Here is a 12,477-nt window from a genome sequence, read left to right as displayed (position 1 = left end):
CAAACTAGGAAGCTAGCCGCAGACTGCTCAAGACACTGTTTTGAGGTTGCAGATAAAGCTGCCGTGGTTTGAAGAGATTTTCGAAGAGTATGAATTTCAAAGTATATATGAACTAGAATCTTTGCTGACTAGAATCTGTACAAAAAGAGAGCTACTGGGCTCTCTCATTCATCATTTCACATATTTAAAAGAAATCTCACTACCACAGAGCCAGTTGTAGACTTGGTCATTGACAAATACATTCATGGCTTCATGGGCATACTCAGGCATGATGCGATAGACCTTGTCGCAAGTCAGGCGGTTGTAAATCGCGAATTGGGTAATAGGGTAGCAAACATCGTCGTCCAAGCCAATAATCATCTTAACTTCACCTTGGATACGATGGGCAAGATTTTTCACATCGATATAGGCAAGGGTCGCCATAATCTCCTCCTCAGTTTCATGGAAGGGGTCGTGAAACTTGAAATAACGAAAAAGTTCGTCGTAAGCCTCGCTAGTATTCCCAATCTCAAGGACTCGTCTAAAGTCTGATAAGAAGGGATAAATGGCAACTGTTTTCTGAATCCGTGGATTGAGGGCTGCCGCAACCAGAGCTAAGGCTCCTCCTTGTGAGGCACCATAGCTAGAAAGGCGCTTCTCATCCACCTGAGGCAGACTGGCAACAATTTCAATCAACTGGTAAATATCCAGATAAACATCCTTATAAAAGAGGTGGTCACGACCTTCCACAGCACCACGGATAATATGCCCCTTAACTGTATTTCCTAGAGGAGAACGCAAACCATCTTGTGAGTAACCTGACTGACCCCGCACATCCATGGAAACAACACCGTAACCAGCTACGGTGAAAGCCAGCATGTCGGCCCAATCCCAACCACGTCCCATATAACCATGGAAATGGAAGATTAGCGGAACCTTCTCCTCACTCTTTGGAAGAACAACGCGTGCATAAATCTTTCCTTCATTGCTTCCTTCAAAGGTTAATTCATAGCACTTGACTTGAGGAATGTGGAAATTTCTTTCCTCCAAGTGGTAGGCTGGAAGAGTTGAAACTTTTTTCACTTCCTCATCCCAGAAAGCATCAAAGTCTTCTGGAACCTCATCCCTGCCCTTATAAGTCTTGATTTCTTCTAACAAAGTTGGATTTTTCATAGCATGCTCCTTTTATTTTGTAATCGCTACCACAACTGTAGCATATCTATGTAATCAATGCAAGAAAGAAGGGTAAATAGAAAGTGAATTTAGATTCTTTACTTTTAGGATGATGGGCTGAAAGTAGTTTTAGAAACGAAAAAAGAGCATTTCGCTCTTTCTTCTCCTATTCAATCTTAGTTTTTTGCTTCTTTCTTTTGGAAAGTGGTTGGGTAATTTACTTTAATCGTTACTGTCATATGAGAGTCCTCGCTTCTTTTTGATGACTCTAGTATAAGGGCCAAACCTGAAAGCTAGCTTAAGTTTTCCTTAGAGAAAGCTTAATCCAGATGTTCTTTCTTCTCCAAATGAAGAGCTATCATGCGCCACTCTGGATCCTCTTGCCAAGCTTCTGTGTAACGAAAAAAGAGCATTTCGCTCTCTCTTCTGTTTATACTAGTTTTTTGCTTCCTTCTTTTGGAAAGTGGTTGGGTAATTTACTTTAATCGTTACTGTCATATGAGAGTCCTCGCTTCTTTTTGATGACTCTAGTATAAGGGCCAAACCTGAAAGCTAGCTTAAGTTTTCCTTAGAGAAAGCTTAATCCAGATGTTCTTTCTTTTCCAGATGAAGGGCAATCATGCGCCACTCTGGATCCTCTTGCCAACCTTCTATCGAACTAATGTAGCTAGCAACTTTTCTGGCTTCTTCTAAAATCGGAAAATCCTCGATAATATCAGCCACTTGGAACTCTGGAAGTCCTGACTGTCTGGTTCCAAAAATCTCTCCTGAACCCCGCATTTTCAAATCTTCCTCCGCAAGGACAAATCCATTGGTCGTTTCTGTCATGATGCGCATGCGGTCTTTCCCAGAATCAGTCTTGGGATTGGCAACGAGAACAGCATAGGACTGCTTGTCCCCCCGACCGACACGACCTCTGAGCTGGTGAAGCTGGCTCAGACCAAAGCGATCGGCATCCATGATAATCATAACAGTCGCATTGGGAACGTTAACCCCAACCTCGATAACCGTTGTCGAAACTAGAATATCCGTTTTTCGCTCTTTGAACTCCTGCATGATCTGGTCTTTTTCGTCACTCTTCATCTTACCATGTAGAAGAGCCACCTCTGCCTTGCCTGCAAAATGAGCCGTCAACTCCTCTGATAAGGCAATGGCATTTTTCAAATCCAGAGCTTCTGATTCTTCAATCAAGGGAGAGATGACATAGGCTTGAGAACCTTTTTGAATTTCCCCCTCTAACCAAATCAAGACCTGAGGTAGTTGCTCATGCTTGATCCAGCGCGTCACAATAGGCTTCCGACCCACAGGCATCTGGTCGATAATGGAAACATCCATATCACCAAAGGCTGTGATAGCCAGCGTCCGTGGAATGGGAGTCGCCGTCATCATGAGTACGTCTGGATTATCCCCTTTTTCCCGTAAAATACGCCTTTGCCCCACACCAAAACGGTGTTGCTCATCGATGATAATCAAACCAAGACGAGCATAATCTACTCCATCCTGAATCAGAGCGTGGGTTCCGATAATCAAATCAGCCTCACCCTTGGCAATGGTCTCCAAGACTTCTCTCTTTTCTGCAGCTTTTAAGGAACCTGTCAAGAGAGCCAGTTTTAGGTCTGGAAAGAGACTCTGTAGACTCTCAAAGTGTTGCTCTGCGAGAATTTCTGTTGGTACCATGAGGGCTGCTTGGTAGCCAGCTGTCACCGCTGCAAACATGGCCAAACCAGCGACTACCGTTTTTCCACTCCCCACATCCCCTTGTAGGAGACGATTCATGTGGTGGTCGGACTTCATATCGGTTAAAATTTCCAGCAAACTTTTTTCTTGAGCTGGGGTCAGGGCAAAAGGAAGACTTGCTTTAACTGCTGTCACTTTTTCCTGAGACCACTCCAGAACCAGACCGCTTCCCTGAACTCTATTTTCAGACTTAAGCGTCTGCAATTGCATTTGGAAATAAAAGAGTTCCTCAAACTTGATACGGCGAAGGGCCTGCTTGTATTCTGCCAAATCCTTAGGAAAATGCATGGCACGAACGGCCTGACAACGGGACATGAGTTTGTATTTGTCCAGTAAAGACTGGGGAAGATTTTCCTCAATCAAGAGGTCCAATCCCTGATCAAAGGCCGTCTTGATAACCTTGACCAGACTGGCCTGACTGATTCCCTGAGCCAAGCGATAGACAGGTTGGAGGTCATCTTCCACCTGAGCCAGGACCTTCATCCCAGTCAAACTAGCCTTGGCACGGTCCCATTTTCCAAAGACAGCAAGAGTTGCTCCCAACTCTATCTTATCTGCTAGATAGGGCTGGTTAAAGAAATTCACCGCAAAAACAACTTCTCCCTGCTTGAGACTAAAGCGTAGACGATTGCGTTTGAAACCATAATACTGGACACTGGCAGGAGTCACGACTTGACCAGACAGAACTGCCTTTTCCCCGTCTTCCAGTTCCAGCACCTGCTTGGTCTTAAAATCTTCGTAACGGAAAGGAAAGTAGAGCAAGAGATCTTGCAAATTTTCAATTCCTAGTTTGGCGTATTTTTCTGCTGACTTTGGTCCCACACCAGGTAAGATATGCAAGGGTTGATGTAGATTCATGCTCCACTCCTTTCTTTTCTAATAATATTCTCTCGGAATGCGGTCGCTGAGGAGACAAACCACCTCATAGTTAATAGTCCCACGGTAGGCAGCTACCTGAGTTGCAGTGATTTCCTTGTCACCGTTGGAGCCAATCAAGGTTACCTTGGTTCCTAGCGGATAAAGCTTAGGCAGACGAATGGTAATCTGGTCCATCGAAACCCGACCGACGATTGGGCAAGCTTGGCCATCTACCAAGACAGAGAAATTCTGCATGTCTCGTGTCCAACCATCCGCATAGCCAATTGGTACCGTCGCGATGACTTGCTCGCTATCTGCCTGATAGGTCGCCCCGTAACCCATGCAAGCCCCAGATGGAACTGTCTTGACATGAACCAGAGCAGACTCCAAGGTCAAGGCTGGTTTCAAGTCATAGGGTAAGTCCAAGACCTCTCCGCTAGGGTTAAGACCATACATGGCATCTCCCATACGAACCGCATTGAAAATAGTCTCTGCATGCCAAAGAGTCGTTGCCGAATTACTTGCGTGAACCAAATCTGGAAGACCTTTCATACTAGCTAAAATAGTTTTAAACCGTTCTAGCTGGATATTAAAGTAGGTATCTGATTCCTCATCAGCAGTAGCAAAGTGGGTAAAAATCCCTTCAACACGAGCACCATGTTGTTGGAGCAAGTCTTGAGCCTGCTCAGCCTCACAAGCCTCTCGAAAGCCAATCCGTCCCATTCCTGAATCAATCTTGAGGTGGACTGTCAATCCAGTTAGGTCTTCTTCCCTATCTAAGAGGGCTTGAACCCACTCCAGCCCAGCCACCGTCAAGGTGATATCGTATTCTTTAGCTAGAGCAACAGCTTCTAGCTCAGAAACTCCTAAAATGAGGATTCGCTTGCTCAGTCCAGCCTGTCTGAGTTCAATGGCTTCATCAATATTGGAAACGCAAAAGCCATCTACATCATCTTGAATCGCCTTAGCAACGGTTACTGCTCCATGACCGTAAGCATTGGCCTTGACCACTGCCCACTTGAGCGTTCCTTGAGGGATATGAGCCCCCATTTGCTGAATATTTTGTCGAATAGCTCCCAGATGAATCAGAGCCTTGGTTGGTCTATGCGGACTAGCTTTCATGATTTTCCTCCAAAATGACACTGGCTGTCACAAACTGATCGGTGTGGCTGATAGACAGCCAAATACTTCCTGAGAATGGTGACTGACTAAAATAAGGCGCCCCGCGTTCATTGTTCAAGACTTCCAAATCCTGAAAACCGAGCTTGCCAATACCCGTTCCCATAGCCTTGGAAAAGGCCTCCTTAGCCGACCAGCGACCTGCCAAATATTCGATTTGCCTGCGCCCTTTAAGACTGTTAAACCGTTCCATTTCCTTGGCTGTCAGCACGCGCTTAGCAAATCCTTCATGTCGTGTAACTGCGCTTTCTATCGAAGCCAATTCTTCGATGTCAATTCCGTGTCCAACTATCATTCTCATCAAAAGGAGTTGAGATTCCCCAACTCCATCCTTTTCACTTATTTTGTCAAGGTAGCATAAATCTCTTCTACCAAAGCCTCTGTATTTTCCCAACCCAAGCAAGGATCCGTAATAGAGCAACCAAAGACCTCTGGTTGATTTTGACGACCATCTGCTAGGTAAGATTCAATCATAAATCCTCGAACCGTCTTTTTAATCTTCTCATTCCAATCACGATTCTGCAAGGTCTGGCGAACAATTCGAATCTGCTCCATATATTGCTTGCCTGAGTTATCATGGTTGGTGTCAATGAGGATAAAAGGATTTTCAAGTCCCATAGTTTCATAGCGTTCAATGGCTTGGAGTAGGTTTTCATAGTAGTAATTCGGCATATAATTGCCATACTCGTTGACTGCTCCACGGAGGATAACATGGGCCAAAGGATTACCTGAAGTCTCAACTTCCTGCCCATGATAAAGGAAGGTTTGCTTGTTTTGAGCAGCATAGATGGCGTTAAACATAACACCCAAATTTCCTGAGGTTGGATTTTTCATCCCTACTGGTGCATCAATCCCAGAAGCCACAAAGCGGTGCTCTTGGTCTTCCACAGAACGAGCTCCAACAGCATGGTAGCTGACCAAGTCATCCACCAAGATTAGATTTGACGGATAAAGCATCTCATCTGCCGTCGTCAAACCAGTCTCTGTAATCACGCGGTAGTGCAACTGGCGCACAGCCTGCAAACCGTTAATCAGGCTTGGAGCCTTAGAAGTATCTGGCTGGTGCACCAAGCCCTTATAGCCGTCTCCGTTAGTACGAGGCTTAGCAGTATACACGCGCATAACCATGAAAATCTTGTCCGCTACCCTCTTTTGCAAGGCGGATAAACGTCGAGCATATTCCAAGACAGCCTCTTCATTGTCAGACGAGCAAGGACCAATCACCAAAAGGATCCGGTCATCTTCTCCTGAAATAATATCTGCCAATTCTCTATCACGGCGCTCCTTTAGTCGCAAGGCTTCCGCAGACAATTGGGTTTCTGCCTTGATTGCTTCAATATCGATTTCTTGACCTTTTTCAATAAATGCCATCTTATTCTCCTAACGTTTTGTAAATTTCTCTGACAAGGGCTTCTGTGTTATCCCAACCCAGGCAAGGGTCTGTGATAGACTTGCCAAATACTTCTGGCTCATTTTGTCGACCATCTTCCAGATAAGACTCAATCATAAAACCACGAACGAACTGCTTGATTTTTTCATTCCAAGCACGGTTAATCAAGGTCTGGCGGACAATTCGGATCTGTTCCATATACTGCTTACCAGAATTGTCATGATTGGTATCAATGATGATAAAGGGATTTTCCAAGCCCATTTTCTCATACTGAGCAATGGTGTCAATTAAATTGTCATAATAGTAGTTGGGAATATTTTTTCCATACTCATTAAGAGCACCACGAAGAATGGCGTGCGAAAGCGGGTTCCCAGTTGTTTCCACTTCTTTTCCTAGGAAAAGGAAACTTTGTTTGTTTTGAGCAGCATAAATCCCATTAAACATGACATTGAGATTTCCAGAGGTTGGATTTTTAAAGCCAGTCGCGAAATCTGCTCCACTGGCCACAAAGCGGTGTTGCTGGTCTTCAACTGAACGGGCACCAACCGCCATGTAAGAAATCAAATCATCTACAAGAGGAAGATTTTCAGGATAAAGCATTTCATCAGCTGTTGTCATACCAGTTTCCGTGATAACACGATAGTGAAGATGGCGCACAGCTTTGATTCCGTTGATGAGGCTTGGTGCTTCTGTCGCATTAGGTTGGTGAATCAAGCCCTTGTAACCATCTCCGTTGGTACGGGGTTTGGCAGTATAAACACGCATAACCATAAAGATACGGTCTGCCACTTCTTCTTGTAAGACTGCCAAACGCTTAGCGTACTCAAGAACAGCTTCTTCATTGTCAGATGAGCATGGCCCGATTACCAAGAGAATTCGTTGGTCTTCTCCACGTATAATGGCTTCTAGCTCTTGATCACGCTGTGATTTTCTCTCCAAAGCCCGACCTTCTAATTTTGACAAGGCACGAACTTCTTCAATATTGATTTTAGGACTTTTTGCTGTAAATACCATAACTCATCTCCTTATAAAGCAAACGGATACCAAGTAAAAATTTACTTTTCACAAGGTATCCGCCTCTAAACTATCTCATTTTATTGTCTTTTACCGTGACAGTTTTTAAACTTCTTACCAGAACCACATGGGCAAAGTTCATTGCGTCCAATCTGGCTCAAATCCAAATCTTCTGGCATACTTGCTTGGTGGGCAGCGATATTGCGAGTCGCTGTTGTACTGATATGGCGTTCTGCCTGTGGTCTTTCTTGTTCATGAATTTGTGCTTTCATCATCAAGCGTGTCACATCAAACTCAATCGAACCAATCATATCATTGAACATACGGAAACCTTCTGCCTGATACTCAACAACAGGGTTGTTCTGAGCATAGCCACGAAGTCCAACCGCATTACGCAATTGATCAAGGGCATCGATATGATCTGTCCACTTGTTATCTACCACTCGTAGAATCAAGACTTTTTGGAATTCTTTAACCGCTTCTTCATCACGTAGTTTTGAAACCTGACTATCGTAAACTTGCAAGGCACGTTGGAAGAGTTCTTCCTTAATGGCCTTATCAGACAAGCCTGACAAGTCTTCCATCGTAATAGAATCTTCTGGAAGCAAGTTGTACTTAGCAAAGTTCAAAATCGCTTCTAGTTTTTCATCTTGTTTGGCACGCGCATGACCATCAACGACACGTTCAATCGTGCGTTTAATCATAGACTGAATTTCAGGTGCCAAGTCACGGTCTGCAGTAATGACATCGTAACGTTGAGCGTAGATAATCTCACGTTGTTCACGCATGACATCATCGTATTGAAGGACTTGTTTACGAGTATCATAGTTATTTCCTTCGACACGTTTCTGAGCTGCTTCAACCTGACGCGTCAACATACGAGACTCAATGGCCTCTTCAGACATGTTGAGACGTTCAAAGATTCCCTTCAAGCGTTCAGAACCAAAACGTTTCATCAAGTCATCTTCAAGAGATAGGTAGAATTGTGACTCACCTGGGTCTCCTTGACGACCTGAACGTCCACGAAGCTGGTTATCGATACGACGGCTTTCATGGCGTTCTGTACCAATCACACAAAGTCCTCCAAGTTCACGAACTCCTTCACCAAGCTTGATGTCGGTACCACGACCGGCCATGTTGGTTGCGATGGTAACGGCACCACGTTGACCAGCATTCATGATGATTTGGGCTTCTCTATAATGGTTTTTGGCATTCAAGACTTCGTGAGGAACACCAGCTGCGACCAATTTCTTAGAAATGTAGTCACTTGTTTCAACCGCTACTGTACCAACCAAGACAGGCTGACCTTTTTGGTAACGAGCCTTAACGTCTTCGACAACCGCTTTAAACTTAGCCTCGATACTTGCATAAAGAAGGTCTGAGTGGTCAATACGTTGAACAGGACGGTTTGTTGGGATTGGAATAACACGAATGTTGTAGATTTCACGGAATTCTTCTTCCTCAGTCTTACCTGTACCTGTCATACCAGACAATTTCTTGTACATACGGAAAAGATTTTGGTAAGTGATTGAGGCAGATGTCTTGGTTTCATCCTGAATTGGCACACCTTCTTTAGCTTCAATAGCTTGGTGCAAGCCATCAGAATAACGACGACCTTCCATGGTACGACCTGTAAATTGGTCAACGATCAAGATTTCTTGCTCTTCGCTGACCACATAGTCAATATCGAGAAGCATGATGTAGTTGGCACGAAGGGCGTTATCGACAAAGTGAGTCAGAGCTACGTTTTCAATGTCATAAAGGTTTTCAAGCTTGAAGTAACTTTCAGCCTTGTCAATCCCTGAATCAGACAAACCAATAGTCTTAGACTGCACATCGATGATGTAGTCGTCTTTGTCCAAAGATTTTACATAGTGGTCTGCCATGTGGTAGAGCTGACTGGTTTCAACTGCGTTAGCACCTGATACGATTAAAGGTGTACGAGCCTCGTCAATCAAGATAGAGTCAACCTCATCGACCAAGGCATAGTTGAGCGGGCGTTGTACCATGTTTTCAGCACGAACGACCATGTTATCACGAAGATAGTCAAATCCGATTTCTGAGTTGGTTGAGTAGGTAATATCACACTCATAGGCTTCTTTTTTCTCCATTGGAGATTTGGCAGCCAAGTTGATTCCTACTGACAAGCCAAGCCAAGAGTACAATTCACCCATCTCAGTCGCGTCACGTTCTGACAGGTATTCGTTAACTGTAACTACGTGAACCCCTTTACCTGAAAGGGCATTGAGGTATACCGGCATAGTCGCAGTCAAGGTTTTCCCTTCCCCTGTACGCATCTCTGGCACGTCACCATGGTGAAGAACGATTCCCCCCATGACCTGAACCTTATATGGGAAGAGACCTAGGACACGTTTGGCACCCTCACGGACAACCGCAAATGCTTCATAAAGCAATGAATCCAGTGATTCTCCATTTTGATAACGTTCTTTAAATTCAACTGTTTTTGCTTTTAGTTGGTCGTCAGTCAAAGCAGCCATTTGGTCTTCGTATTTGAAAACCTTGTCAGCCATCTTTTCCAGACGACGGATTTCTCCTTTATCATTTTCGATAATTGTTTTTAAAATATTAGCCATGTTTTTCCTTACTTTAAATTCCGAATATTTTAGAATGTTCTTTTAATTTTAGCACAATTACTGATTATTTTCAAGGAAGAATCCCCATTTTGAAAAGGAAAAAGAGGCTAGTTTCCAAGCTAACCTCTCTGACTTTTATGATGCTTTAATTGCCAACAAAAATCGGCAAAATCGCAAATAGGATAAATAGATTTATCCAAAGAGAAAAACAGCAGATCAATCCAAAAACAAAGAGACTGACTTTCTTGGACAGCAAGGCCATCAAAATAGACAGAATACCAAAAACTAGCAAGACTTTCTGTATGATTAAGAGATTGATAGATATTCCCAGAACTGGTTTATCCCAAGGAACAAAGAAGAAAGCAATCCAGATCAACAGAACTAAACCAATATAGACCTTAGAATAGCGTGTAATAAATGATTTTAGATGTGCCATAAGCTACCTCCTAAGCTTGTATATCTTTTGAATACTATATATGCCCATTTTCGACAACTAATACATCTGTACAAAGGTCTGAAATATCTTCCGATATGTGCGACGTCAGGATAACCAGACCATTTTCTTTTTTCAGGTAAGATAAAATGACCTGTTTGGTTAACCTCACACTCTTCTCATCTAAAGCATTCATAGGTTCATCGAGAAAGAGTATAGATGGTTCGGCAATAAAGGCTTGAATCAAAGCCATTTTTTGTTTCGTTCCTAAGGATAAATGACGGTATTCAATGTCTTCAAATTCCCGTAAATCATAGTATTGAATCCAATCGGCAATTCTTTTTTCCGTAACTTTAGATGAAAAATACCTTAACAGTTCCAAATTTTCTCTAAGGGATAAATGAGATAAAAACTCGACTTTTTCAATTAAAACCCCTGCATCCTGAATATAATGATTTTTTACCCCGTAAACTTTCCCATCTTGAAGAACTTTTCCTTTGTCAAGCTTAATATAACCAGCAAGTACCTTTAAAAGAACCGTCTTGCCAGATCCATTATCACCTTTAAGACCATAAATATTTCCTGATTGAAAGACCAGATTCAACTCATTTAAAATAGGTCTTTTCCCATAAATTTTCTGTCCATTTATAATTTCAAGTCTCATCGTTTATCCTTTCTTAAATTTCTCTTCCAAGCGACTAACAATCAACATAACTAATAAACTTAAGAGTACTAAATACACTGTTACAATATGATCCATCATCCATTCTTGTCCCACAAATGCTAAAAAATAGAGAAAAAAGGAAAAACCAGCGCCCGCACTAATAAGTGCTATCAGATAAGACAGTAGTAAGTACAAGATCATTAACTGAGCAAGTAAAAAGAAAAGTGCGACTGTTTTGAAATGAATTCCTAGAGGAAGTAAACCAAGAAACCAGACAAATAAATCTTGAATAAAAAATTTAGAGATGACAACCAATCGTTTCCTTGTATAATCGAAAAAGGAGCTTGATTGATAGCGAATTAAGTGATGGTAATGGTCTGCCAAATCACTTTCAAGTAAAATGACAGAGAGCCATCCTACCATGAAAAGCGAAAGATTTAACAAGAGTTTGGGGATTTCTAAATTCGCTTCAGAATAGTCATTATAGGAAAAGATTGAAATCAATTCCCTCTTGAAAAAGAGAAAAACATCCTGCTTTTGAACCGCTATTGACAATAGATAGTTAATCAAAATCATCATCAGAACTATACGAAGTAGTAAAACGATCTTTCTCTTTAGCCAAGTATTGTTAAAGTTCTTAAACATTATCTTCATATTTTTTAAGTACCATATAGGGGACAATATAAAGGATATAAGGAGTAAAGAGTCTCATCAAACTGACATCCCCATAGCTAGCTTGCATCAAACTCGTCATAGGAACCATATAGTATGGCAAGATACTATAGAGCATCATAGAACCAAGCCAAAGAAACATCAAATAGGCGATTGCCGAACGAGTCACATTCCCTAAATAATCAACTATTTTTAAAAAATAGACCGAATTGATGAAGATACCGATTAGAAGGACACACATAAAAAACAAATAACTTTTTATTTCTCCATCTAGAAGCCTTTGTAAACTACTTCCATCAGAAAATAGAGAATTCCATTCCAAAGGCGAAAAAGTCCCAAAGAAATAGGTTATGATTGCAATTATCAGCACAGTCACTAAATATATCACACAAGGGATACTTGCAACTTGAAAAGTCAACTTTCTTTTTAACCCTTGATAACTCACTTCTCTTCCAATACTCAATCGTAAAACTTTATTTTTCAGCTCAATATATTGAAAACCTAGCAAAACAATGATGATTGGAATAATAAATGATTGATAAAAACCTAGATTGAACTGGAGAATACGAAAATCTAATGCTGATTTTAATAAGTCATTTTTAATTGCTTGTCCATCGAATTTAGCTAGATCGGGCGCATGAATATCAAAAAAGAAATAAGTCATCAAAACATCACGATAAACCAAAGCAAGAAAAAGCAAAGTAAGCAAGACATAAACAAATTTATGCCTTGCCAAAGTTAAGAGAGGAATCTTCATAAGCCACCTCCTATAAATAAAAACCGA

11 protein-coding genes are annotated in these 12,477 nt (G+C 42.0%); all 11 read right to left on the bottom strand.

Translation table 11 applies throughout. From position 1 onward, the window contains the following. Positions 1–171: 171 nt before the first annotated feature. A complete protein-coding gene (locus HT730_RS01925) occupies positions 172–1,152 on the bottom strand; it encodes an acetylxylan esterase (RefSeq protein ID WP_173306633.1) in 981 nt (326 codons plus the stop codon). A 579-nt stretch (positions 1,153–1,731) separates the two neighbouring features. Further along, on the bottom strand, positions 1,732–3,747 hold the full coding sequence (gene recG, locus HT730_RS01920) for an ATP-dependent DNA helicase RecG (RefSeq protein WP_173306632.1): 2,016 nt from the start codon (positions 3,745–3,747) through the stop codon (positions 1,732–1,734). 18 nt (positions 3,748–3,765) lie between these two features. After that, positions 3,766–4,869, bottom strand: a complete 1,104-nt coding sequence (gene alr, locus HT730_RS01915) for an alanine racemase (RefSeq protein WP_173306631.1) — start codon at positions 4,867–4,869, stop codon at positions 3,766–3,768. Continuing rightward, the gene (gene acpS / locus HT730_RS01910) at positions 4,859–5,221 is read right to left on the bottom strand and encodes a holo-ACP synthase (RefSeq protein WP_173306630.1); all 363 of its coding nucleotides are present in this window, start codon (positions 5,219–5,221) and stop codon (positions 4,859–4,861) included. Before acpS ends, alr begins: the two co-directional genes overlap by 11 nt. A gap of 44 nt (positions 5,222–5,265) precedes the next feature. Then, positions 5,266–6,297: a 3-deoxy-7-phosphoheptulonate synthase gene (locus tag HT730_RS01905; RefSeq protein WP_173306629.1), complete on the bottom strand. Its 1,032-nt coding sequence runs from the start codon at positions 6,295–6,297 to the stop codon at positions 5,266–5,268. A 1-nt stretch (position 6,298) separates the two neighbouring features. After that, a complete protein-coding gene (locus tag HT730_RS01900) occupies positions 6,299–7,330 on the bottom strand; it encodes a 3-deoxy-7-phosphoheptulonate synthase (RefSeq protein ID WP_173306628.1) in 1,032 nt (343 codons plus the stop codon). A gap of 80 nt (positions 7,331–7,410) precedes the next feature. Further along, the gene (gene secA / locus HT730_RS01895) at positions 7,411–9,924 is read right to left on the bottom strand and encodes a preprotein translocase subunit SecA (RefSeq protein ID WP_173306627.1); all 2,514 of its coding nucleotides are present in this window, start codon (positions 9,922–9,924) and stop codon (positions 7,411–7,413) included. Between the two features lie 145 nt (positions 9,925–10,069). Then, a complete protein-coding gene (locus HT730_RS01890; RefSeq protein ID WP_061865118.1) occupies positions 10,070–10,360 on the bottom strand; it encodes a hypothetical protein in 291 nt (96 codons plus the stop codon). 34 nt (positions 10,361–10,394) lie between these two features. Beyond that, positions 10,395–11,021 carry an ATP-binding cassette domain-containing protein gene (locus HT730_RS01885; RefSeq protein ID WP_173306626.1) on the bottom strand — a complete coding sequence of 209 codons (627 nt, stop codon included), beginning with the start codon at positions 11,019–11,021 and terminating at the stop codon, positions 10,395–10,397. Positions 11,022–11,024: 3 nt separating this feature from the next. After that, positions 11,025–11,666 (bottom strand): hypothetical protein, encoded by a 642-nt coding sequence (locus tag HT730_RS01880; protein WP_173306625.1) that lies wholly within the window; start codon positions 11,664–11,666, stop codon positions 11,025–11,027. Continuing rightward, a complete protein-coding gene (locus tag HT730_RS01875) occupies positions 11,659–12,450 on the bottom strand; it encodes a hypothetical protein (protein WP_050241931.1) in 792 nt (263 codons plus the stop codon). The genes HT730_RS01880 and HT730_RS01875 overlap by 8 nt, the downstream gene beginning before the upstream one ends. Positions 12,451–12,477 lie beyond the last annotated feature (27 nt).

Source organism: Streptococcus sp. k-628, assembly GCF_013277475.1.
In the GTDB taxonomy this organism is placed as follows: Bacteria; Bacillota; Bacilli; order Lactobacillales; family Streptococcaceae; genus Streptococcus.
This window is presented reverse-complemented; position numbering and strand designations above follow the sequence as displayed.